The following is a 22065-nucleotide window of genomic DNA, read 5'->3' on the forward strand; positions in this document are numbered from 1 at the left end:
GAGCGCGACGCCTATGTCGCTCAGGGAATCGCAAACCCCGCCTGCCGCAGCAGCCGTGCCAGGGCGATCAGTGGCAGGCCGACCAGGGCGGTGGGGTCGTTGCTGCGAATGGCGTCGAACAGGCTGATGCCCAGCCCTTCGCATTTGAAGCTTCCGGCGCAGTCCAGCGCCGGCTCGGCGGCCAGGTAGCGTTCGATCTCCACAGCTGTCAGCGGGCGCAGCTGCACTTCGGTCATATCCAGCGCATGCAGGCGGCGGTCCGGGCCGACCAGGCTGACAGCGGTATGGAAACGCACCGTGCGGCCGGACATGGCGCTCAGCTGCGCGCGTGCCTGGTCCAGGGTTCCCGGCTTGCCGAGGGCGCGGCCGTCCAGGTCGGCGACCTGATCGGAGCCGATCACCCAGGCGTCGGGAGCCTGCGTCGCGATCGCGGCGGCCTTCTCTGTGGCCAGGCGGCTGGCCAGGGCGTCGGGCGCTTCGCCTGGCTGCGGCTGCTCGTCGACTTCGGGGCGGGCGGTGGCGAAGTCCAGCCGCAGGCGGCCCAGCAGCTCGCGACGGTAGACGGAGGTGGAGGCGAGGATCAGGCGTGGCATCATGGCGCGGCTTCCGGTCGGGCTGGGAAGTCTGCCAGCACGGGCGGCGCGAGACAGGGGGGCGCGCGCGGGTTTGACACGGCTGCGGCGGATCTTTAACATTCTGCGGCTTATGTCCGCGAACGTACCCGAAATGTTGGATGCCTGGCGGATGGTCGCGGCGCGCAGGCGCTTCGATGGCCGCATCCCGCTGTCCGCGATGACCCGCCTGCAGGGCAGCCTGGCCGACACCGAGGGCGAATGCGTTTATTCGCTTCAATTCGACCAGGACGACCTGCTCAAGGTCGCTTATGTCGAACTCGGTATCGATGTCGAGCTGCCGCTGACCTGTCAGCGCACCTTGCAGCGGTTTCTGTACCCGGTGCAGATCAGCCAGCGTCTCGGCCTGATCCGCGACGAGGACGAGGAAGCCGCGTTGCCGCCCGATTACGAAGCCTTGCTGATGCCCGAAGACGGCATGCTGCGGGCGCTGGATCTGGTGGAGGACGAGCTGGTGTTGGCGGTGCCGGTCGTGCCGGTGGCACCGGGGAGCGAGGCCGTCGAAGCCGAATGGGTTCCGACCCAGGAAGAGCAGGACAAGGCCAGCCCGTTCGCGGCGCTGGCAGCGTTGAAGAAACAGTAACCGCCGCTGTGAAGGGCGGTAAGACAGGTCGACGCGGGCGTAGAGCGTGCTGTTCGACTCAACAGACAAGTTATCGAACTAAAGTTGGAGCAATCCCATGGCTGTGCAGAAATCCCGTGTCACCCCGTCCCGCCGCGGCCAGCGTCGTTCGCACGATGCCCTGACCGCCAAGCAGCTGTCGACCGACCCGACCAGCGGTGAGACCCACCTGCGCCACCACATCACCGCCGACGGTTACTACCGTGGCAAGAAGGTGATCACCACCAAGTCGGCTGTCCAAGAAGACTGATCCGTGGCGCCCGCCGCGTTGAACGTGGCCGGGTGACCCTCGCTTCTTCCGGAGCCGCCGGTTACTGCGGCTCTTGCAACAGGAAACGGTATGAGCAAGCGGATCTATTCCAGAATCGCGGGCACGGGTAGCTATTTGCCCGAAAAGGTGTTGACCAACGACGACATGTCCAAGATCGTCGACACCAGCGATGAATGGATCTTCTCGCGCACTGGCATCCGTGAACGTCACATCGTCGCCGACGACCAGACCACCAGCGATCTGGCGTACTTCGCCTCGCTCAAGGCGATGGAAGCCGCCGGTGTCAGCGCCGACGAGATCGATCTGATCGTGGTCGGCACCACCACTCCGGACCTGATCTTCCCGTCCACGGCCTGTCTGCTGCAGGCCCGGCTGGGCAATGTCGGTTGCGGCGCGATGGACGTCAATGCCGCCTGTTCCGGTTTCGTCTACGCGCTCAGCGTGGCCGACAAGTTCGTACGCAGCGGCGACGCCAGGACGGTGCTGGTGGTCGGCGCCGAAACCCTGACACGTATCGTCGACTGGACCGATCGCACCACCTGCGTGCTGTTCGGCGATGGTGCCGGTGCGGTGATCCTCAAGGCCGACGAAGACACCGGCATCCTCAGCACCCATCTGCATGCCGACGGCAGCAAGAAGGAATTGCTGTGGGATCCGGTCGGCGTTTCGGTCGGCTTTGGCGAAGGCAAGAATGGCGGCGGCGCGTTGTTGATGAAAGGCAACGACGTGTTCAAGTACGCGGTCAAGGCGCTGGACTCGGTGGTCGACGAGACCCTGGCCGCCAATGGTCTGGACAAGCACGATCTGGACTGGCTGATTCCGCATCAGGCCAACCTGCGGATCATCGAAGCCACCGCCAAGCGGCTGGAACTGCCGATGGACCAGGTGGTCGTCACCGTGGATCGCCACGGCAATACCTCCTCGGCATCGGTGCCGCTGGCGCTGGACGAAGCGGTGCGTTCCGGCCGCGTGCAGCGTGGCCAGTTGCTGCTGCTCGAGGCCTTCGGCGGTGGATTCACCTGGGGCTCGGCGCTGCTGCGCTACTGAGGCTGCTGTCCTGCGGCCGTGCCGGCAGGGCCCTGCGACGCATGCCACCGTGCTCCGCGCGGGCGATTGCGGCAGATCGTATGCCCCGATGCCGAATACGTCCCTGGAACGTTCGGTCGAACCCGACGTCTCCACTGTGCCGGCAGGCGGCCATGCTTGCGTGGCCGGCGCTGCGCGGGCGTAGCCTATGCCATTGACCGTTGTGTGCAGGTGCCCGCTGCCGCGGCTGCCTGGTTCTTGCGCGCGGCGCGTGCTGCGGTGCTTGGCCTGACCAGGCTGGGCTCTCTCCAGGCTTTGGATGGGCTGCATATCCAGGAAACGCCGCAGCGTGCGTTGCAGTGGCGATTCTCCGTCGCCTTTCGCCGCATGCATGGCATCGAAGACGTCGTAGGGCAGCGCGTGTAGCGACTGCTCGGATGCTCGGCGGGCGCTTGCCATCAGCGGGCCGCCGGGGAACTCCAGGCGGTATGGCTGGCGCGACTGCATACGCGACAGTACAGACGCCAGAGCGATTTCGCACGTATCATCCCGGCTCGCTTTTTGCTGGTAGCCGCGCGTGACCGAATCCACTCTCGCCTTCGTCTTTCCCGGCCAGGGCTCGCAGTCCCTGGGGATGCTGGCCGAACTGGCCGAACTGCATCCGCAGATCCGCGAGACCTTCGTCGAGGCCTCCGATGGCGCTGGCGTCGACTTGTGGGCGCTGTCGCAGGGCGGCCCGGAAGAGATGCTCAACCGCACCGAGTACACCCAGCCGGCGCTGCTGGCTGCGGGCGTGGCGGTGTGGCGGCTGTGGAACGCGCAGCGCGGCGAACGTCCGGCGCTGCTGGCCGGGCATAGCCTGGGCGAATACACCGCCCTGGTCGCGTCCGGCGCCCTGTCGCTGCACGACGGCGCCCACCTGGTGCGCCTGCGCGGCCAGTTCATGCAGGCAGCCGCGCCGGCCGGCGTCGGCGCGATGGCCGCAGTACTGGGTGCCGAGGATGCGCTGGTACAGGAGGTCTGCGTGGAGGCGTCCGGCAGCCAGGTGGTGGTGCCGGCCAACTTCAATTCGCCGGGCCAGATCGTGATCGGTGGCGATGCCGCAGCGGTGGACCGCGCGCTGGCGCTGCTGGCCGAGCGCGGCGTGCGCAAGGCGGTCAAGCTGGCAGTGAGCGTGCCTTCGCATACCCCGCTGATGCGCGATGCGGCCAATCAGCTCGGCGAAGCGATGGCCGGGCTGAGCTGGCAGGCGCCGCAGATCCCGGTGGTGCAGAACGTGGACGCGCGCGTGCACGATGGCAGCGAGGCGATCCGCCAGGCGCTGGTGGAACAGTTGTACCTGCCGGTGCAGTGGACCGGCTGCGTGCAGGCGCTGGCCGCCCGCGGCATCACCCGCGTCGCCGAATGCGGCCCCGGCAAGGTGCTGAGCGGGCTGATCAAGCGCATCGACAAAAGCCTGGACGCGCGCGCGCTGGGAACACCGGCCGATTACGCCGGTGCGCTCGAGGCCTGGACGCACTGATTCGGCGCACGCATCCGGTATGCAGATCCCCTCGACGTTCGCGGCGATGAGCGCGACGTCCCCCTTCGAGGAACAGTTGTCATGAGCAAGCCACTGCAGGGCGAAATCGCCCTCGTTACCGGCGCAAGCCGCGGTATCGGTGCGGCCATCGCCGACATCCTGGCCGCCCAGGGCGCCACCGTCATCGGTACCGCCACCTCGGCGTCCGGTGCGGCGGCCATCGGCGCGCGCCTGGCTCCCGGCGGCGGTCACGGCCGCGAGCTCGACGTCACCGACGCCGCGGCGGTCGATGCCCTGATCGATGCGATCGGCAAGGAATTCGGCGCCATCTCGATCCTGGTCAACAACGCCGGCATCACCCGCGACAATCTGTTGATGCGGATGAAGGACGACGACTGGCAGGCCATCATCGACACCAACCTGACCAGCGTGTTCCGCACCTCCAAGGCGGTGATGCGCGGCATGATGAAGGCGCGCAAGGGCCGCATCGTCAATATCGCCTCGGTGGTCGGCGTCACCGGCAATCCAGGCCAGACCAACTACGCTGCAGCCAAGGCCGGCATCATCGCGTTCTCCAAGTCGCTGGCCAAGGAAATCGGCTCGCGCGGGGTGACCGTGAACGTGGTGGCGCCCGGTTTCATCGATACCGACATGACCAAGGCGCTGCCGGAGGAATCCCGGACGGCGCTGCTACAGCAGATCGCGCTCGGGCATCTGGGCGCACCGGAAGACATCGCCAATGCGGTGGCCTTCCTGGCCGGCCCGACCGGTCGCTACATCACTGGCGAGACCCTGCACGTCAACGGTGGCATGTACATGCCGTGAGCGTGCGGTGCCGGCAGGCGCTAAGTGGCTGATCGGACGGGACTTGTGTTGCAATGCAAGGCCCGGGCGCTTCCACTACACTATTCAGCGCGGCCATCGCAGCGGCGATGGCGTTTTGTGAGTCCCTCACAGGAGCACCGCACATCCGTGTGCGGGGATCCTGAAACTCGAACCACCACTACTCCATCTGGAGCGATATCCCCAATGAGCACCATCGAAGAACGCGTCAAGAAAATCGTCGTCGAACAACTCGGCGTCAAGGAAGAGGAAGTCACCACCAGCGCATCGTTCGTCGATGACCTGGGTGCCGACTCGCTGGACACCGTCGAGCTGGTGATGGCGCTGGAAGAAGAGTTCGAGTGCGAGATCCCGGACGAAGAGGCCGAGAAGATCACCTCGGTCCAGCAGGCGATCGACTACGTCAAGGCTCACGTCAAGAGCTGATGCGTTGTTCCTGACCGCGGAAGTGCGCATCACGCCGCTGCTGCGTCAGACATTCCATGGGGCCGCTGATGCGGCCCTGTGTTTTTCAAGCGTCACCCGCAAACCGCAAGCACCGTCCGTTCCGTGGTGAGGAGATCTGCAATGAGTCGTCGTGTTGTCGTTACCGGCATGGGCATGGTGTCCCCGCTGGGCAATGATCTGGCCACCAGCTGGGATGGAATCATCCACGGGCGCTCCGGCATCGGCCCGATCACGCAGATCGATGCCTCGCAGTTCACCACCAAGATCGCCGGTGAGATCAAGAATTTCGATCCCACGCTTTTTGTGTCCGCCAAGGACGTCAAGAAGATGGATTCGTTCATCCACTACGGCGTCGGCGCCTCGTTCATGGCGCTGGACGATTCGGGGCTGGAAATCGACGACAGCAATGCCGAACGGGTTGGCGCCATTCTCGGCTCCGGCATCGGCGGGCTGCTCGGCATCGAAGAGCAGACCATCAAATTCAACGAGGGCGGCGCGCGCAAGATTTCGCCGTTCTATGTGCCCAGCACCATCATCAACATGCTGCCGGGCCAGGTGAGCCTGATCAAGGGCTTGAAGGGTCCGACCTTCTCGGCGGTGTCGGCCTGCGCCACCTCCAACCACTCGATCGGCACGGCGATGCGCATGATCCAGTACGGCGACGCCGACGTGATGCTGGCAGGCGGCGCCGAGCGTGGCTCCTCGCCGAGTTCGGTGGGCGGATTCTGCGCAATGAAGGCCATGTCCACCCGCAACGACGATCCCACCGCGGCCTCGCGCCCATGGGACAAGCAGCGCGACGGTTTCGTGCTGGGTGACGGCGCCGGCGTACTGGTGCTGGAGGAGTACGAACACGCCAAGGCGCGCGGTGCGCGCATCTATGCCGAGCTGGTCGGCTTCGGCGCCAGCTCCGACGCGTTCCACATGACCGCTCCCAGCGAGGATGGCGAAGGTGCGGCGCGCAGCATGCTCGCGGCACTGCGCGATGCCAAGCTCAATCCCGAGCAGATCGGCTACCTCAACGCGCATGGCACCTCCACGCCGCTGGGCGATCTGGCCGAAACCCTGGCGATGAAGCGCGCGCTGGGCGACCACGCCTACAAGACCATGGTCAGCTCGACCAAGTCGATGACCGGCCACCTGCTCGGCGCGGCCGGCGGCGTGGAAGCGATCTTCTCGGTGATGGCGCTGCATACCGGCATCATTCCGCCGACCATCAATCTGGAAGAGCCCAGCGAAGGTTGCGACCTGGACTATGTGCCGAACGTGGCGCGTGAGGCCAGGGTGGATGCGGTGATGTCCAACGGTTTCGGCTTCGGCGGCACCAACGGCACGCTGGTGTTCCAGCGCGTCTGAGCCGACGCGCCGGTGAAGGCGCGCGCGCATGCTGCAACGCCGCTGCGCGTGCATCGGTGCGTAAGCTGCGCCGTGTTTCTCCGCTGCCGATCCATCCTTCCATGCGCGCCGCCGCTTCACCAGCGCGGCGCGTTCTCGCATTCCACGCCACGCCCGACCGATGACGCTTACCCGATCACTGCCTGCGGACATCGACTTGCTGGCCTTGCATCGGCTGGCGCCGCATCGGTATCCGGCGCTGCTCGAATCCACCGCCTCCGGTACCGAACACGGGCGTTGGGACGTGCTGTTGCTGGCCGATGGCGGCAGCCTGCGGCTGGATGCCGATGGCCGCACCCGCGATGGCCAGGGCAGGGTGCTGGAAGGCCGTTTCCTGGCTGCGCTGGATGCTGCCTGGCAGGCCGAGCGCGTGCCGCACGATGCGCACAGCCCGTGGCCCTTTCGTGGTGGCTGGGCGGTGCTGCTGGATTACGAACTGGCCGGACAGGTCGAGCCGATCCTGCAGTTGCCCGCACGCGCCGATGGCTTGCCTGCAGCACTCGCGCTGCGCGCGCCGGCGGCGGTGTTGCGCGATCGCGTGCGAGGCGAGTGCATCGCCCTGGCTGAGCCGGGCCGTGCCGATCTGCTGGCCCGTATCGTGGACGACTTCGCGGCCTGCGCCGCACTGCCGCCGCTGCCGGCCTGGGTCGGGCCAGTGGCGGTCGACGAGGACGCGCCCGAGCGCTTCACCGCTGCGGTGCGCCGGGTGCTCGATTACCTGCATGCCGGCGATGTCTTTCAGGCCAATATCTCGCGCGCCTGGAATGCGCGGTTTGCCGCGGCGGTGGATCCGGCGGCGCTGCACGCCCGGTTGCGTTCGGCCAACCCGGCGCCGTTCGCCGGAGTGTTCGCCGCGGCCGGGCGCGCGGTGGTGAGTTCCTCGCCCGAGCGGCTGGTGTCGGTGCATGGCGATGTGGTGCAGACCCGCCCGATCGCCGGCACGCGGGCGCGCTTTGCCGGCGACGACGACGCGGCGCGCATCCGCGAGCTGGTCGGCCACCCGAAAGAACGCGCCGAGCACGTCATGCTGATCGACCTGGAGCGCAACGACCTGGGCCGCATCTGCGTACCGGGCTCGGTGGAGGTGGACGAGCTGATGGCAGTGGAAAGCTATGCGCACGTGCACCACATCGTCAGCAACGTGCGCGGCCGCCTGCGTGCCGGCGTCACCCCGGGCGAGGTGATCGCGGCGGTCTTCCCCGGCGGCACCATCACCGGCTGCCCGAAGGTGCGCTGCATGCAGATCATCGCCGAGCTGGAGCAGACCGCGCGTGGCGCCTACACCGGCGCGTTCGGCTGGCTCAATCGCGATGGCGACATGGATCTGAACATCCTGATCCGCACCGCCGAAGTGGCCGGCAACCAGGTGCGGTTCCGTACCGGTGCCGGCATCGTGGTGGATTCGGACCCGCAGCGCGAGCTGGACGAAACCCGCGCCAAGGCGCGCGGTGTGCTGCGCGCGCTGGATCGGGAATGAGCGCTTCAACGGGACATCACCGGTGCGCGGTATCCTGCGCGGCGCTGGGGCAATGACGAGGTGGGTGTGGCGGTGACTGGCAAACGCGGATGTCTGGCCGTGCTGGGTACGGCAGTGCTGCTCGTGGCGCTAGTGGCGATTGCCGCGCTGGTGGCTTGGCGGCACTACCTGCAGTTCGCCGACACGCCGGCCAATGCCACCGCGCCCAGCGTGGTGGTGGCACCTGGTGATTCACTCAAGGCCACGCTGCGCAAGTTGCGCGACGCCGGCATCACCCAGGGCGTGGATCTGGAATGGCAGCTGCTGGCGCGGCAGGTGGATGCGGCCGGCAAGCTCAAGGTGGGCGAATACGCACTGGCACCGGCGCTGTCGCCGCGCGAGCTGCTGACGCGCATGCGCCAGGGGCGGGTGATCCAGTACCGTTTCACGATCGTGGAAGGCTGGAATTTCCGCCAGCTGCGCGCCGCGCTGGCGACGGCCACGCCATTGCAGCAGTCCATCGGCGGCCTGGACGATGCGACGCTGATGGCACGGCTGGGCGTGGCCAAGCAGCATCCGGAGGGGCGCTTCCTGCCGGAGACCTACCTCTACCAGCGCGGCGACAGCGACCTGGATGTGCTCAAACGCGCGCACGCGGCGATGGACAAGGCACTGGCACAGGCCTGGGCGCAACGCGCGCCCGATCTGCCGCTGGCATCTCCGGAGCAGGCGCTGATCCTGGCCTCCATCATCGAGAAGGAAACCGCGCTGGGCTCCGAGCGCCCGCTGATCGCCGGGGTATTCCTGCGTCGTTTGCAACTGGGTATGAAGCTGCAGACCGACCCGACCGTGATCTACGGCATCGGCAGCAGTTACGACGGCAATATCCGCCGCCGCGACCTCACCACCGACACGCCGTACAACACTTACACACGCACCGGCCTGACACCGACGCCGATCGCCATGCCGGGCCGCGAGGCGCTGCTGGCGGCCGTGCGCCCGGCGCCCGGCGATGCGCTGTACTTCGTGGCCGTGGGCGATGGCACCGGCGCCCACGCCTTCTCGGCCACGCTGGCCGAACATAACGCCGCGGTGGCGCGTTATCTGCAGCGTCGCCGTCTGCCGGACGCGCCACAGCGGGAGCCCACACCATGACGGCCGCGTTTTCGCCCTGGCAGCAGCGCGCCTTCGACCAGACCGTGGCGGCGCTGGATGCCGGCCGGCTGGGGCATGGGCTGCTGATCTGCGGGCCGGAAGGCCTGGGCAAGCGCGAGGTGGCGCTTGCGCTGGCCGAGCACGTGCTGGCCGCATCGCCCGACCCGGCGCTGGCACAGCGCACACGGCAGCTGATCGCTGCCGGCACCCATCCGGATCTGCAGCTGGTCTCCTTCATTCCCAACCGTACTGGCGACAAGCTGCGCACCGAGATCATCATCGAGCAGGTGCGCGAGATTTCGCAGAAGCTGTCGCTGACCCCGCAGTACGGCATCGCCCAGGTAGTGATCGTCGACCCGGCCGATGCGATCAACCGCGCCGCCTGCAACGCCTTGCTCAAGACGCTGGAAGAGCCTTCGCCCGGCCGCTACCTGTGGCTGATCAGCGCGCAGCCGGCGCGCCTGCCGGCGACCATCCGCAGCCGCTGCCAACGCCTGGAATTCAAGCTGCCGCCCGCGCACGAGGCGTTGGCGTGGCTGCTGGCGCAAGGCGTCGACGCGCGCGCAGCGCAGGAAGCGCTGGATGCCGCACGCGGCCATCCCGGGCTGGCCGCGCAGTGGTTGCGCGAGGACGGCCTGGCGGTGCGCCGTGCGGTGGCGCAGGACCTGGAGCAGATCGCCAGCGGCCGTGCCGGTGCAGTGGATGTGGCGCAGCGCTGGACCAGCGACGGTCAGGCCGACCAACGCCTGCGCCACGCCGCCGACCTGGCCCTGGCGCAGGCATCGTCCGGCTTGACCGATGCGTCGCGGTTGCACAAGCTGGCGACCTGGTTCGATGCCGCCAATCGCACCCGCGATTTGCTGCGCACCACCGTCCGTGCCGACCTGGCAGTGACGGAATTGCTGCTGGCCTGGCGCCAGGGAGAGCGCCAGCCACGTTCTAGGGGAACTCGATGAGTGCAATGAATGCGCGCCAAGGCATCCTGTCGCTGGCGTTGAAGGACAAACCGGCGCTTTACAGCGCCTACATGCCCTTCGTGAAGGGCGGCGGCATCTTCGTGCCGACGCCAAAGCGCTACATGCTCGGCGACGAAGTGTTCCTCCTGCTGACCCTGCCCGATTCCAGCGAGCGTCTGCCGGTGGCCGGCAGGGTCATCTGGACCACGCCGGCCGGTGCCCAGGGCAACCGCGCCGCCGGCATCGGCGTGCAGTTCCCGGATGGCCCGGAAGGCGAGGCGGTGCGCAACAAGATCGAAACCCTGCTGGCCGGACTGACCACTTCGGACAAGCCGACCCACACGATGTAGAAGGAGCGGGCTGGCGCGGCGGGATGGTACCTCACGCATAGGGGCAAGCCCTTCGCCGCCGCGGCCGGGTCGAGGCGACAGCGGTGCGATGCGGTCGCGTCACACGGGCAGGGAAACACCTGTTGACGATTGCCGCCGCTGCCCTATAATGTGCGGCTCGCGTCACCGGGCGGTTAGCTCAGCGGTAGAGCATTGCCTTCACACGGCAAGGGTCACAGGTTCGATCCCTGTACCGCCCACCACAATTCAAGCTGTTTTGCGGAAAGCCGGCCTGAGGTCGGCTTTTTCGTAAGTGCTGCGTAAGTGCAAAAGCGATTGAATCTCTAGTCTCAGCTGCCGATATCGGATGCAGCTACTATGCCCTGCATGACTGAATGGTTGTGGATAAGTCTGTGGGAAAGCCGTGGACTAGTCGTTCCGCCATCCGTACAATCGCGAACAGAAGCAGTGTAGGTTGTATCCAGCAGCCGCACATGAGGTTATTCAATGCAAAGCCAATTCAAGGCAGAAAAGGCTATCGCTGCTATCGGCTATTTGGTCAACGAGACCGGGGCCGATCTCTATTCCGTGATGAAGATGCTCTATCTCGCAGATAAGCAGCATCTGCAGCGCTTTGGGCGCACTATCAGCGGTGATCACTACGTGGCGATGCCCAGAGGGCCGGTGCCTGACCGTGCCTACAACCTGTGCAAGTTCGTTCGCGGCAGCAGGGATCACTTCGACCCGTTGCCGACTGCACGTGAGTGGCTGAAGCTTGAGGGCAACGCCTTCCAGCTTTTGCGCGCCCCAGACATTGATGAGCTGAGCCGTTCTGACATCGACGCACTAAACCACGCCGCTGAGATCCATAAGGCCGGCAACTGGAAGGGCGTGTTTGATGCTTCTCACGACGATGCTTGGCGCGCTGCATGGGCATCTGCCGAGGCAAGCAACAATCGGTGTGCTGACATGGAGTTGGACGCCATTGCTGCCACTCTGCCCAATGGCCCTGCGCTGATCGAGTATTTAGCTGACCGCCACCCAGGAGAGGAGTCTGAGACTCCCTCAGTAGCGCACTGACCACCGGGGCTTCAGGGAGGATGCTGAAGATTCAAGTTGGGTCAGTTTTCCATATCTGGTGTTCGTTTTGCAGGCCGCCGAAGTGGAAGTTCTTCGTGGTCGCAACTATGCAACCAGAGCTTCGCTACTTTGTTATCAACTCTAATCCGGCCTCATTTCAGCGAATTGATGATGTGCTGATGGGGCACCAGGTGCAGCTACTTCAGGGCGAGCATTACTTCCTGAGGCGCGATTCGGTATTGGACTGCAGTGAGCTTGTTGGCGGTCCCACCGCGAGCGATCTTGAGGACCGCTATGCGCAAGATGCAAGGGTTCTCCTGGGACGGCTCTCTACGCCAGCGAGGCGCGCAGTGCGAGCCGTCACCAAAGACAGCGTGCTTTTGAGTGGAAAGGAAGTTGTCGCCATTCAAGGCGCTTGGTAAGAAGCCCCGCGAAAGCGGGGCTTTTTCGTTGGACAGAAGCTATCGTCGTGCCGAAGTAGGCGGCACCACCCATCGTGAGAGGAGTTTGCAATGACGCGAGATGATGAACTTGTCCGGACCCTGCTGCTCAACATTGAGCGCGTGCACAACGGAGCGCAGATCTGGGGCTCTGATGTTTCCCCAATCGGTGCAAAGCCAACTATTATTCCAAACACAAGCAACCCGACGAGTCCGCCATGTCTGCGTGACTCAAACCAAGGAGTCTCCGGGAAAAGCGGGGCGGTTCAATCTTCCTTGGCTAGGACGGTATGGGATTCGGAGTTTCCGGAGCCCTTACGAGCAATCCCCGGCGACTCGTGCACGTACAACGTCTTGGATCGCGGCCTATCTGCGCTATCTGTCCACCGCCCGCCAGCTCGGTGGCCTGGTATGAGCGGTTGGCGGCACGCCGCGCGTGATCCGGTGTTTGCGGAGTGACTGGTCTCCAGGGCGCATCCGGCCAGGGGAGTGGGTAGCGTCTGGACTCATTGATGGCAGCGGCCTGCTGTGCGCCGCCAAGGGGGTAGTATGCCGACACCCTCTCGCACACATCCAGCGGCGCGAATCACCGCAGGCTGGCTCAGCACGTCGGCGCGATGCTACAGGGCCAAGGGGCATCGCGGGTGCTAGCGGGCGGGCGGCTCGACACCATCTAGGCGGTAGATGTGTGATTCAGCGATTGAAGCGCTTGGGCTTGCGGCTGGGCGGGGTGAGTGGGCCGACATCAGCTCGCTCATCCTCATCGAGTCGGCCGAGGGCATCTCGATGAGGATGGCCAGGCACTCGCACATATCCAGGGCCACGAACCACGGCAGGCCGACGGTGTCCTCGACCATCTGCAACGCGAGGTTTAAAAGATGATAGGCGGTGGTCGGCCCATCAGCAGTGGTCTCGCCTCGTCGTGCCAACGAAGCCGGAAGGGTGTCCGCACTATGGACCCCCTTTCCATTTACGGTGACATGGCGGTGCACCAGGCCGAGCGTATATGGGCGCTGTTTCGTGTACAGTCGCGCCTGCCAGGGATTGGCGATCAAGGCCCCCCTGGTGCGCCGGCCGCAATGACCGGGCTATCTAATTCACAGGGGGTTGTATGAAGAAGCTGTTGCTCGCTGCTGTCGCTGTTCTCGCGCTTGCCGGTTGCGCAAGCAATCCGCCGATGAACTTCTCCGTGCCCAACGTGGGCGTGGCGTCGAAGAAGGTCGATGCTGAGCTGAAGTCGCTAACGGTCACGCTGGCCCGGCCGGACGAAAAAACCGGGGAGCTGCCTGCTTGGGCTGAAGGGCAGATTCCCACGCTCTGGCAGTCCGCGCTTGTCGAGGCAGTCAACCGCATGGTGATCTTCCGCGACGACGCCCCGCGCAAGGTCAGTCTGTCGGTGAAGGTGTTGAAGCTCGACGTGCCATCGTTCGGGGCATCCATGACCACCGATTCTGCCGCGCGCTACGAACTGATCGACCGCGAAACAGGTGCGATCATTTACACGCAGGACATCGCGGCGTCCGGCACTGTTCCGGCGGGCTACGCGTTCGCTGGCGTGATCCGTGCGCGCGAATCCGTCAACCGGTCGGTGCAGAACAACATCGCCCAGTTCCTGCAGGCGCTGGAAACCGTTGATGCGTCCAAGCCGATGTTCCCAGCTGCGAAAGGAGCTGGGCAGTGATGAAGCTGCTGGCGCTGTTGCTAGTGTTGCTACTTGCAGCATGTGCGCCCAATGTCCGGCCTGACAGCTACGGCGTCGGCGCGGTGGGTCAGGTCAACCGCACCGTGTCCGGAGTAATCGTCAGCGCCAGGCTGGTGAGCATCGACGGCACGCAGGGCGGCGGCGCCCTTGCCGGTGCCGGCATGGGCGGCATCGCCGGCTCATCGCTGGGTGGTAGTGGCCGTGCAAATGCCGCCGGTGCCATCGGCGGCATGGTCGTTGGCGCCATTGCTGGTGCGGCCGCCGAGCGCGGCGTGTCGCGCGCCCAGGGCAGGGAGTACGTGGTGCAGACCGAAAACGGCAACCTCATGACCATCGTGCAGGGCGCCGACCCGGCATTGCCGGTCGGTCAGCGCGTGCTGGTGCTGTATGGCTCGCCGGCGCGGGTGATTGTCGACCCGCGGTAGCGCTTAACGCGGGCACGGCTGGGGTGCTCGGCCGTGCCTGCTGTAGACAGGTCCGCAACGGAGCTTGAGGCGCAGCAGCGCCTATCTCTAAAATGTCAACGGAGGGCGCCGCTGGCATCTGGCCCTTCAGCGCCGCATCGTTGGCGGCTTCGGGCTAACGTGGGTTGTTGCCTCCGGTGTGGCGGTGGCGTCCGTTTGGAAATGTTTGCTGTAATTCTTGAAGGCAATACTTCTGCCTGCTCAGATTGAGCAGATCGCGCGCGCCGCAGGCGCCCGCCAGCGACGGCCGTAGATGCGAGGGGCGATCGCCTGCAGTGCTTGCAGGCGCGGGTACGTAGAGACAGTCATCGGGTCGCTCGGTACTAGCGGAGGCAGGCATTACCGCAGATCGGTAGCCAGGATCAATGGTCGGCCGCAGGCCCTGTCGTGCGCAGCGCTAAGGTCTGAATGGTGGCTGCGACACGACGCACTGAAAGTTGCCGAGTTGGTCCCCGGTTGTTGCGAGCTCGACAATGAATTGCCATCCTGCAAGGCCCCTTTTGAGATGGAGTGGCGATGAAGACGCTGCTTGGACCTGTTTTGGTGGCGACCCTGGTGCTGGCAGGCTGCGCGCGCGATGTCGGCGAGCAGTACGTGGGCAAGTGGGTCAACGTGAAGTCGCAGAACAACGTCTTGAGCATCGAGCACAACGGCGAGAGCTTCATCATTCGCGATACCACGCCGGAGCTGTCCGGCAGTGGAGTCAGGACGAAGAATCATCCGGCGATCTTGAACAAGGGCGTGCTGCAGGTCTCCAGCGCCGATGGCACCGTCAATTACGCGATCGACCAGGCGACCGGTCATTTGAGTACTGGCGATACCGAGTACACGCGGGTCAAGTGAGCGCTGTACGCGCTTTGATGGCGAGTGCCTGGCAGCGGCGGCGCGATCACATCGCCGGCGTAGCAGCGCTCCCGTCGGGTGGAGCGCATCGCACGACCGGTTGCCGCTGACCGCGAATCCTGCGTTGCAAAGACGCGCCACCGAGGCTGCGCTTGCAGCCTGGGCAGGCAAGTCCCAAGGCCCGCAGCTGTCCTCAGGCAGATCATGTCGGCGCGTGCGTCTGCATCCAGCGCCACAAGGTGGTGCGCGAGACGCCGAGGGCCTGTGCGGCTAGGGCGCGATTGCCGTTTGCGCGATCCAGCGCTGCGCGGACCGCCGCTGCAGTGAGTTGCAGGCGCGAGGTTGCAAGATCGGTAGGGTCCGATGCCGCCCCGCTGCCACTGCGCATATCGAATAATTCAGGCGCCCAGCTTTCCAGTTGATCCAGGCCAAGGCTGTCGCGCGGCTGAGCCTTCCAGTGGATGCACAGGCGTTCGACCAGATTGCGCAGTTCGCGCACGTTACCGGGCCAGGCGTGCGATTGCAGCCGCTGCAAGGCGTCTTCGGACAAGGGCGAGGCACCATTGCCCAATTGCTGGAAGTAATGCGCGAGCAGTAGCGCGATGGCGTCGGGTCGGTTGCGTAGCGGCGGCAGGGCGATGCGCAGTGCCGCCAGGCGATAGAACAGGTCGCGCCGGAAGCGGCCCTGCTCGACCAGGGCATGCAGGTCCTGCAGGCTGGCGGCGACCACGCGCACGTCCACCGCCACTGGCAGGGTGGCGCCGACGCGCAGCACCTCGCGTTCTTCCAGGACGCGCAACAGGCGAGTCTGCAGCGGCGTAGGGAGCTCGCCGATTTCATCGAGGAACAAGGTGCCTTCGTGCGCAGCTTCGATCAGGCCGGTGTGGCCGCCGCGGCGTGCGCCGGTAAAGGCGCCATCGCTGTAGCCGAACAGTTCGGCCTCCAGCAATGATTCGCTGATGGCGCCGCAGTTGATGGCGACGAAGCGGCCGCGCCGCCGGCTGCCGGCATGCAGTTGTCGCGCGACCAGTTCCTTGCCGGTGCCGGTCTCGCCGCTGATCAATACGGTGCCCGAATGTGGGGCGTACAGCTGTACCAGTTCGCGCGCGTGCCGCATGGGCGCGTCTTCGCCCAGCAGGGCGTCAGTGCGGCGGGCTCCGCGCGTGCTGCCACGGGAGGGCATGCGCTGCTGGCCGGTGGCGGCGCTGCCCAGCGCGATGGCCTGTTCGAGCGCTTGCCGCACCGACGCGGCCGAATACAGCAGCACGCCGGGTAGTCCGGCCTGCTCGGCGAAATCGATCGCCATGCCGGTGCCGACGATGACCTGGATGCCGGCAGTGCGCAGGTCGGCGATGCAGTCGCGCGCGTCTTCGGCAGTGACGAAGCGGCGATGTTCGATGTCCAGGTCGAAGCTGGTCTGAAAAGCCTGGAACGAGGGGACGTCGCTGGCATGTGTCACCACGCCGATGCGCGGTGCGATGCGGCGCGCGCGCGCCAGCGCCTCCATCAGGTCGAAGCCGGTGGCCTGGATCGGTGCCAGCGGCAATGCGAGGCGGCCGCGCAGGTACGCGGCATTGGAGCCACCAGCCACCAGTGCGTCGCAACGCTCGCGGCGCAGACGCTGGCCGATGACGTCAACCGCCTCGGCGAAGCCCAGGTTGATCTGCTCTATGCGCGCGCGCTGATCGAATTCGGGGATGACATCGGCCAGCAGCCCGGTCAACCGCGAGACGCTCACGGTCCAGATAATGGGCGTGGCCGCATCCGGAGGGCTGGCAGGGGAGGGACTAGGCATCGGATGATTGCGTTTCAATGGTGTTTCATGTTGCAACAGGTGTTTCTTGCGTGCAACGGATGGGACGGTGACGTGTTTATTAATCAAGAACTTAAGCTTGGCATGCCGTTTGCGAACTTATCGCTATCTCATCGCAGGAATCGCCATGACCTCTTCTTCCACCGCCACTGCCGGCACGCGCTTCCGCGCAGCGCTGGCCGCCGAGTCGCCGTTGCAGGTCATCGGCGCGATCAACGCCAACCATGCGCTGCTGGCCCAGCGTGCGGGCTACCAGGCCATCTATCTGTCCGGCGGCGGCGTGGCGGCCGGCTCGCTCGGGCTGCCTGACCTGGGCATCAATACGCTGGAAGACGTGCTGATCGACGTGCGCCGCATCACCGACGTCTGCGAACTGCCGCTGCTGGTGGACGTGGACACCGGCTTCGGGCCGAGCGCGTTCAATATCGAGCGCACCATCAAGTCGTTGATCAAGGCGGGCGCGGCCGGGTGCCATATCGAAGACCAGGTGGGCGCCAAGCGCTGCGGGCATCGGCCGGGCAAGGAGATCGTGAGCCAGGGCGAGATGGTGGACCGGGTCAAGGCGGCAGCCGATGCCAAGACCGATCCGGCGTTCTTCCTGATCGCGCGTACCGATGCGATCCAGATGGAAGGCGTGGAGGCGGCCATCGAGCGCGCCATCGCCTGCGTCGAGGCTGGCGCGGACGGCATCTTCGCCGAGGCAGCCTACGATCTGGAGACCTACCAGCGCTTCGTCGATGCGGTGAAGGTGCCGGTGCTGGCCAACATCACCGAGTTCGGCAAGACGCCGCTGTTCACGCGCGAGCAGCTGGCGCAGGCTGGCGTGGCGATCCAGTTGTTTCCGTTGTCGGCGTTCCGTGCCGCCAACAAAGCCGCCGAAGCGGTCTATGCAGCGATCCGGCGCGACGGGCACCAACAAGCCGTGCTGGAAAGCATGCAGACGCGCGAGGAACTGTACGAACGCATCGGCTATCACGGTTACGAGCAGCGTCTGGATGCGCTGTTCGCGCGCAAGGGCGCATGATCGCGCATTGCCGCGCACAGGTTCCGTCATTTCGTCAGTGACATCGCACTACGCCACCGCTTGGGAGCTCATCGCATGAACGACACCGCCATTCCCGGTTTCAAGCCGAAAAAATCCGTTGCCCTGTCCGGTACCGCCGCCGGCAATACCGCACTGTGCACCGTGGGGCGCAGCGGCAACGATCTGCACTACCGCGGCTACGATATTCTCGATCTGGCCACCACCAGCGAGTTCGAGGAAATCGCCTACCTGCTGGTGCACGGCAAGCTGCCCAACAGCGGCGAGCTGCGCGGCTACAAGGCCAAACTGCGCTCGCTGCGCGGCGTGCCGGCGGCAGTGAAAGCGGCGCTGGAACAACTGCCGCCGTCGGCGCATCCGATGGATGTGATGCGCACCGGCGTGTCGGTGCTGGGCTGCCTGCAGCCGGAGAAGGACGACCACAATCATCCGGGCGCGCGCGACATTGCCGACAAGCTGATGGCCTCGCTGGGCTCGATGCTGCTGTACTGGTACCACTACAGCCATAACGGCAAGCGCATCGAGGTGGAGACCGATGACGATTCGATCGGCGGGCATTTCCTGCATTTGCTGCACGGGTTTGCGCCAAAGGATTCGTGGGTACGCGCGATGCACACCAGCCTGATCCTGTATGCAGAGCACGAGTTCAATGCGTCCACCTTCGCCTGCCGCGTGATTGCCGGAACTGGAAGCGACATGTACAGCGCCATCGCCGGTGGTATCGGCGCGCTGCGCGGCCCCAAGCATGGCGGCGCCAATGAAGTGGCGTTCGAAGTGCAGAAGCGCTACGACACGCCGGATGAGGCCGAGGCGGATATCAAGACGCGGGTGGAGCGCAAGGAAGTGGTGATCGGCTTCGGGCATCCGGTGTACACGGTGTCCGATCCGCGCAACAAGGTGATCAAGGACGTGGCGCGCGAGCTGTCCGAGGAGCAGGGCAGCCGCAAGATGTACGACATCGCCGAACGTCTGGAAACGGTGATGTGGGACATCAAGAAGATGTTCCCGAATCTGGATTGGTTCAGCGCGGTGAGCTACCACATGATGGGGGTGCCGACGGCGATGTTCACTCCGTTGTTCGTGCTGGCACGGACGGCCGGGTGGAGCGCGCACATCATCGAGCAGCGGGTGGACGGCAAGATCATCCGTCCCTCGGCGAACTACACCGGCCCGGAGGATCAGGTGTTCGTGCCGCTGGATCAGCGTGACTGACATCGTTGGTGGCAGGTGGCCCTCATCCGCCCTTCGGGCACCTTCTCCCGCACGCGGGAGAAGGAAGAGCGTCAGCGGCCAGTAGCAACACCAGAAATAACCGCAACCGCAACCGCAACCGCAACAGACCCCGCCCGCTTCGTGATGTCGCCAGCCATGAATAGCCAGTACCGCAAGCCCTTGCCGGGCACTTCCTTGGATTACTTCGACGCGCGTGCAGCAGTGGACGCATTGCAGCCCGGTGCGTATGCGGCGCTGCCTTACACCGCGCGCGTGCATGCGGAAAACCTGGTGCGGCGCGCCGAGCCGCAGCAGCTGGAGGCCTACCTGCGCCAGCTGATCGAGCGCAAGCGCGAGCTGGATTTTCCGTGGTTCCCGGCACGGGTGGTCTGCCACGACATCCTGGGACAGACCGCCCTGGTGGACCTGGCCGGTCTGCGCGATGCCATCGCCGAGCAAGGCGGCGATCCGGCCCAGGTCAATCCGGTGGTGCCGGTACAGTTGATCGTGGATCACTCGTTGGCAGTGGAGTACGCGGGATTCGACAAGCAGGCGTTCGCCAAGAATCGCGATGTGGAAGACCGCCGTAACGCCGACCGCTTCCACTTCATCGAGTGGACCAAGCGCGCGTTCGAGAACATGGAGGTGATTCCACCGGGCAACGGGATCATGCACCAGATCAATCTGGAGAAGATGTCGCCGGTGATCTACACGCTGGATGGCGTGGCGTTCCCGGATACCTGCGTGGGGACCGACAGCCATACTCCGCATGTGGACGCGTTGGGCGTGATCGCGGTCGGCGTGGGCGGGCTGGAAGCGGAGAACGTGATGCTGGGACGCGCTTCGTGGATGCGCCTGCCGGATATCGTGGGTGTCGAGCTGACCGGGCGGCCAGCGCCGGGCATCACTGCCACCGATATCGTGCTGGCGTTGACCGAGTTCCTGCGTCAGCAACGCGTGGTGGGTGCCTATCTGGAATTTTTCGGCAGCGGTGCCAGCGCGCTGACCATCGGCGACCGCGCCACCATTTCCAATATGACGCCGGAATTCGGTGCGACCGCGGCGATGTTCTACATCGACCAGCAGACCATCGATTACCTGCGCCTGACCGGTCGCGACGATGCGCAGGTGACGTTGGTGGAAACCTACGCACGCCACACCGGGCTGTGGGCAGACGACCTGGCAACAGCGCAGTACGAACGTGTGCTGCGGTTCGATCTGTCCTGCGTGGTGCGCAACATGGCCGGGCCCTCCAACCCGCACAAGCGCGTGGCCACCAGCGAACTGGCAACCCGCGGCATCGCCGGTGCCTGGGACGAGGCGCCGGGGCAGATGCCCGATGGCGCGGTGATCATCGCCGCGATCACCTCATGCACCAATACCTCCAACCCGCGCAACGTCATTGCCGCAGGCCTGCTGGCACGCAATGCGAATGCGCGTGGCCTGACCCGCAAGCCCTGGGTCAAGAGTTCGCTGGCGCCGGGGTCCAAGGCCGTGCAGCTGTATCTGGAAGAGGCCGGCCTGCTGAGCGAATTGGAACAGCTGGGCTTTGGCATCGTGGCGTTCGCGTGCACGACCTGCAACGGCATGAGCGGCGCGCTGGATCCGGCCATCCAGCAGGAAATCATCGATCGCGATCTGTACGCAACCGCGGTGTTGTCCGGGAACCGCAATTTCGACGGGCGCATCCATCCGTATGCCAAACAGGCGTTCCTGGCTTCGCCGCCATTGGTGATCGCCTACGCGATCGCCGGCACGGTGCGCTTCGATATCGAAAAGGACGTGCTCGGTATCGATGCCGCTGGTGTGCCGGTCACGTTGAAGGATCTGTGGCCAAGCGATGCCGAGATCGATGCCGTGGTGGCACGCAGCGTCAAGCCGGAGCATTTCCGCAGCGTGTACGACCCGATGTTCAAGCGCAGCGTGGGGCAGGGCGCCCGCGTCAGCCCGCTCTATGACTGGCGCCCGCAGAGCACGTACATCCGCCGCCCGCCGTACTGGGAAGGCGCGCTGGCCGGTGTACGCACGCTGCAGGGCATGCGTGCGCTTGCGGTGCTGGGCGACAACATCACCACCGATCACCTGTCGCCCTCCAATGCCATCCTGGCCAGCAGTGCGGCCGGCGAATATCTGGCGCAGATGGGCGTGCCGGAGGAAGACTTCAATTCCTACGCCACCCACCGCGGCGATCACCTCACCGCACAGCGCGCCACCTTCGCCAATCCGAAGTTGATCAATGAAATGGCAGTGGTCGATGGGCAGATCAAGGCCGGTTCGCTGACGCGATTGGAGCCGGACGGGCAGGTGCTGCGCATGTGGGAGGCGATCGAAACCTACATGACACGCAAGCAGCCGCTGATCATCATTGCCGGCGCCGATTACGGGCAGGGCTCCTCGCGCGACTGGGCCGCCAAGGGCGTGCGGCTGGCGGGGGTGGAAGCGATCGTGGCCGAAGGCTTCGAGCGGATTCACCGCACCAACCTGATCGGCATGGGCGTGCTGCCGCTGGAATTCGAACCTGGAACCGACCGCAAGACCCTTGGTATCGATGGCAGCGAGACCTTCGATGTGGCCGGTGAGCGCACGCCGGGCGCCACGCTGACACTCTCGATCCATCGGCGCAATGGCGAGCAGCTGCAGGTTCCGGTGACGTGCCGGCTGGACACTGCAGAGGAAGTATCGATCTACGAAGCCGGTGGTGTGCTGCAGAGGTTCGCGCAGGATTTCTTAGAGAGCCGGGATTCGGGATTGGCGAGTCGGGATTCGTTAAAGGCGATATCAGCACCGCAAGCGCATCAGCGTCCCTGATTCCTGG

22 protein-coding genes and 1 tRNA gene are annotated in these 22065 nt (G+C 65.4%); 20 read left to right on the plus strand and 3 right to left on the minus strand.

The features are described from left to right. Positions 1–20 precede the first annotated feature (20 nt). Positions 21–596 (minus strand): Maf family protein, encoded by a 576-nt coding sequence (locus LL962_RS08060; protein ID WP_228316517.1) that lies wholly within the window; start codon positions 594–596, stop codon positions 21–23. Positions 597–705: 109 nt separating this feature from the next. On the opposite strand from LL962_RS08060, the gene LL962_RS08065 reads away from it, so the two are divergent. The 14 genes from LL962_RS08065 (at position 706) to LL962_RS08130 (ending at position 12156) form a co-directional block, all read left to right on the plus strand. Beyond that, a complete protein-coding gene (locus LL962_RS08065) occupies positions 706–1215 on the plus strand; it encodes a YceD family protein (RefSeq protein ID WP_104584504.1) in 510 nt (169 codons plus the stop codon). 97 nt (positions 1216–1312) lie between these two features. Next, positions 1313–1504 (plus strand): 50S ribosomal protein L32, encoded by a 192-nt coding sequence (rpmF, locus tag LL962_RS08070; protein ID WP_104584502.1) that lies wholly within the window; start codon positions 1313–1315, stop codon positions 1502–1504. A 90-nt stretch (positions 1505–1594) separates the two neighbouring features. Further along, entirely contained in the window at positions 1595–2572 is a 978-nt protein-coding gene (locus LL962_RS08075; RefSeq protein WP_104584500.1) for a beta-ketoacyl-ACP synthase III, read from the plus strand. Between the two features lie 556 nt (positions 2573–3128). Beyond that, complete coding sequence (gene fabD / locus LL962_RS08080) at positions 3129–4073, plus strand: ACP S-malonyltransferase (protein ID WP_228316518.1); 945 nt, start codon at positions 3129–3131, stop codon at positions 4071–4073. 81 nt (positions 4074–4154) lie between these two features. Continuing rightward, positions 4155–4898 (plus strand): 3-oxoacyl-ACP reductase FabG, encoded by a 744-nt coding sequence (gene fabG / locus LL962_RS08085; protein WP_228316519.1) that lies wholly within the window; start codon positions 4155–4157, stop codon positions 4896–4898. A gap of 204 nt (positions 4899–5102) precedes the next feature. Beyond that, positions 5103–5342: an acyl carrier protein gene (acpP, locus tag LL962_RS08090; protein ID WP_002814322.1), complete on the plus strand. Its 240-nt coding sequence runs from the start codon at positions 5103–5105 to the stop codon at positions 5340–5342. Positions 5343–5483: 141 nt separating this feature from the next. Then, on the plus strand, positions 5484–6719 hold the full coding sequence (gene fabF, locus LL962_RS08095; RefSeq protein ID WP_228316520.1) for a beta-ketoacyl-ACP synthase II: 1236 nt from the start codon (positions 5484–5486) through the stop codon (positions 6717–6719). A 160-nt stretch (positions 6720–6879) separates the two neighbouring features. Then, positions 6880–8235 carry an aminodeoxychorismate synthase component I gene (locus LL962_RS08100; protein ID WP_228316521.1) on the plus strand — a complete coding sequence of 452 codons (1356 nt, stop codon included), beginning with the start codon at positions 6880–6882 and terminating at the stop codon, positions 8233–8235. 60 nt (positions 8236–8295) lie between these two features. Next, positions 8296–9369 (plus strand): endolytic transglycosylase MltG, encoded by a 1074-nt coding sequence (gene mltG / locus LL962_RS08105; protein WP_228316522.1) that lies wholly within the window; start codon positions 8296–8298, stop codon positions 9367–9369. Beyond that, entirely contained in the window at positions 9366–10325 is a 960-nt protein-coding gene (locus LL962_RS08110; RefSeq protein ID WP_228316523.1) for a DNA polymerase III subunit delta', read from the plus strand. Before mltG ends, LL962_RS08110 begins: the two co-directional genes overlap by 4 nt. Further along, positions 10322–10675 carry a PilZ domain-containing protein gene (locus tag LL962_RS08115; RefSeq protein WP_104584486.1) on the plus strand — a complete coding sequence of 118 codons (354 nt, stop codon included), beginning with the start codon at positions 10322–10324 and terminating at the stop codon, positions 10673–10675. The genes LL962_RS08110 and LL962_RS08115 overlap by 4 nt, the downstream gene beginning before the upstream one ends. A 167-nt stretch (positions 10676–10842) precedes the next feature. Then, positions 10843–10917, plus strand: a tRNA-Val gene (locus LL962_RS08120). Between the two features lie 244 nt (positions 10918–11161). Continuing rightward, positions 11162–11734, plus strand: a complete 573-nt coding sequence (locus tag LL962_RS08125) for a Panacea domain-containing protein (protein ID WP_104584484.1) — start codon at positions 11162–11164, stop codon at positions 11732–11734. A gap of 20 nt (positions 11735–11754) precedes the next feature. After that, the gene (locus tag LL962_RS08130) at positions 11755–12156 is read left to right on the plus strand and encodes a hypothetical protein (protein ID WP_146092292.1); all 402 of its coding nucleotides are present in this window, start codon (positions 11755–11757) and stop codon (positions 12154–12156) included. A gap of 665 nt (positions 12157–12821) precedes the next feature. Here the strand turns inward: LL962_RS08130 and LL962_RS08135 are convergent. Beyond that, entirely contained in the window at positions 12822–13229 is a 408-nt protein-coding gene (locus tag LL962_RS08135) for a hypothetical protein (protein WP_228316524.1), read from the minus strand. A 56-nt stretch (positions 13230–13285) separates the two neighbouring features. Here LL962_RS08135 and LL962_RS08140 point away from each other — a divergent pair, with 56 nt between their 5' ends. The 3 genes from LL962_RS08140 (at position 13286) to LL962_RS08150 (ending at position 15183) form a co-directional block, all read left to right on the plus strand. Then, complete coding sequence (locus LL962_RS08140) at positions 13286–13855, plus strand: lipoprotein (RefSeq protein ID WP_104584478.1); 570 nt, start codon at positions 13286–13288, stop codon at positions 13853–13855. Beyond that, the gene (locus LL962_RS08145; RefSeq protein WP_228316557.1) at positions 13855–14301 is read left to right on the plus strand and encodes a hypothetical protein; all 447 of its coding nucleotides are present in this window, start codon (positions 13855–13857) and stop codon (positions 14299–14301) included. The genes LL962_RS08140 and LL962_RS08145 overlap by 1 nt, the downstream gene beginning before the upstream one ends. A 555-nt stretch (positions 14302–14856) precedes the next feature. Further along, positions 14857–15183, plus strand: a complete 327-nt coding sequence (locus tag LL962_RS08150; RefSeq protein WP_228316525.1) for a hypothetical protein — start codon at positions 14857–14859, stop codon at positions 15181–15183. Positions 15184–15385: 202 nt separating this feature from the next. On the opposite strand, the gene prpR is transcribed toward LL962_RS08150, so the two are convergent. Then, positions 15386–16978, minus strand: coding sequence for a propionate catabolism operon regulatory protein PrpR (gene prpR / locus LL962_RS08155; protein WP_228316526.1), 1593 nt, complete (start codon positions 16976–16978; stop codon positions 15386–15388). Between the two features lie 145 nt (positions 16979–17123). Here prpR and prpB point away from each other — a divergent pair, with 145 nt between their 5' ends. The 3 genes from prpB (at position 17124) to acnD (ending at position 22058) form a co-directional block, all read left to right on the plus strand. Continuing rightward, on the plus strand, positions 17124–18020 hold the full coding sequence (gene prpB / locus LL962_RS08160; protein ID WP_228316527.1) for a methylisocitrate lyase: 897 nt from the start codon (positions 17124–17126) through the stop codon (positions 18018–18020). Between the two features lie 75 nt (positions 18021–18095). Then, positions 18096–19250 carry a bifunctional 2-methylcitrate synthase/citrate synthase gene (prpC, locus tag LL962_RS08165; RefSeq protein WP_228316528.1) on the plus strand — a complete coding sequence of 385 codons (1155 nt, stop codon included), beginning with the start codon at positions 18096–18098 and terminating at the stop codon, positions 19248–19250. A gap of 156 nt (positions 19251–19406) precedes the next feature. Then, positions 19407–22058 carry a Fe/S-dependent 2-methylisocitrate dehydratase AcnD gene (acnD, locus tag LL962_RS08170; RefSeq protein WP_228316529.1) on the plus strand — a complete coding sequence of 884 codons (2652 nt, stop codon included), beginning with the start codon at positions 19407–19409 and terminating at the stop codon, positions 22056–22058. Positions 22059–22065 lie beyond the last annotated feature (7 nt).

The organism is Xanthomonas sp. NCPPB 1067 (assembly GCF_020783795.1).
In the GTDB taxonomy this organism is placed as follows: Bacteria; Pseudomonadota; Gammaproteobacteria; order Xanthomonadales; family Xanthomonadaceae; genus Xanthomonas; species Xanthomonas melonis.

Excerpts from the sequence above, each read along its gene's own strand:
- LL962_RS08060 (WP_228316517.1), bottom strand. The coding sequence starts at position 596 with ATGATGCCACGCCTGATCCTCGCCTCCACCTCCGTCTACCGTCGCGAG.
- LL962_RS08065 (WP_104584504.1), top strand. The coding sequence starts at position 706 with ATGTCCGCGAACGTACCCGAAATGTTGGATGCCTGGCGGATGGTCGCG.
- rpmF (WP_104584502.1), top strand. The coding sequence starts at position 1,313 with ATGGCTGTGCAGAAATCCCGTGTCACCCCGTCCCGCCGCGGCCAGCGT.
- LL962_RS08075 (WP_104584500.1), top strand. The coding sequence starts at position 1,595 with ATGAGCAAGCGGATCTATTCCAGAATCGCGGGCACGGGTAGCTATTTG.
- fabG (WP_228316519.1), top strand. The coding sequence starts at position 4,155 with ATGAGCAAGCCACTGCAGGGCGAAATCGCCCTCGTTACCGGCGCAAGC.
- acpP (WP_002814322.1), top strand. The coding sequence starts at position 5,103 with ATGAGCACCATCGAAGAACGCGTCAAGAAAATCGTCGTCGAACAACTC.
- fabF (WP_228316520.1), top strand. The coding sequence starts at position 5,484 with ATGAGTCGTCGTGTTGTCGTTACCGGCATGGGCATGGTGTCCCCGCTG.
- LL962_RS08100 (WP_228316521.1), top strand. The coding sequence starts at position 6,880 with ATGACGCTTACCCGATCACTGCCTGCGGACATCGACTTGCTGGCCTTG.
- LL962_RS08110 (WP_228316523.1), top strand. The coding sequence starts at position 9,366 with ATGACGGCCGCGTTTTCGCCCTGGCAGCAGCGCGCCTTCGACCAGACC.
- LL962_RS08115 (WP_104584486.1), top strand. The coding sequence starts at position 10,322 with ATGAGTGCAATGAATGCGCGCCAAGGCATCCTGTCGCTGGCGTTGAAG.
- LL962_RS08125 (WP_104584484.1), top strand. The coding sequence starts at position 11,162 with ATGCAAAGCCAATTCAAGGCAGAAAAGGCTATCGCTGCTATCGGCTAT.
- LL962_RS08130 (WP_146092292.1), top strand. The coding sequence starts at position 11,755 with ATGCTGAAGATTCAAGTTGGGTCAGTTTTCCATATCTGGTGTTCGTTT.
- LL962_RS08140 (WP_104584478.1), top strand. The coding sequence starts at position 13,286 with ATGAAGAAGCTGTTGCTCGCTGCTGTCGCTGTTCTCGCGCTTGCCGGT.
- LL962_RS08145 (WP_228316557.1), top strand. The coding sequence starts at position 13,855 with ATGAAGCTGCTGGCGCTGTTGCTAGTGTTGCTACTTGCAGCATGTGCG.
- LL962_RS08150 (WP_228316525.1), top strand. The coding sequence starts at position 14,857 with ATGAAGACGCTGCTTGGACCTGTTTTGGTGGCGACCCTGGTGCTGGCA.
- prpR (WP_228316526.1), bottom strand. The coding sequence starts at position 16,978 with ATGCCTAGTCCCTCCCCTGCCAGCCCTCCGGATGCGGCCACGCCCATT.
- prpB (WP_228316527.1), top strand. The coding sequence starts at position 17,124 with ATGACCTCTTCTTCCACCGCCACTGCCGGCACGCGCTTCCGCGCAGCG.
- prpC (WP_228316528.1), top strand. The coding sequence starts at position 18,096 with ATGAACGACACCGCCATTCCCGGTTTCAAGCCGAAAAAATCCGTTGCC.
- acnD (WP_228316529.1), top strand. The coding sequence starts at position 19,407 with ATGAATAGCCAGTACCGCAAGCCCTTGCCGGGCACTTCCTTGGATTAC.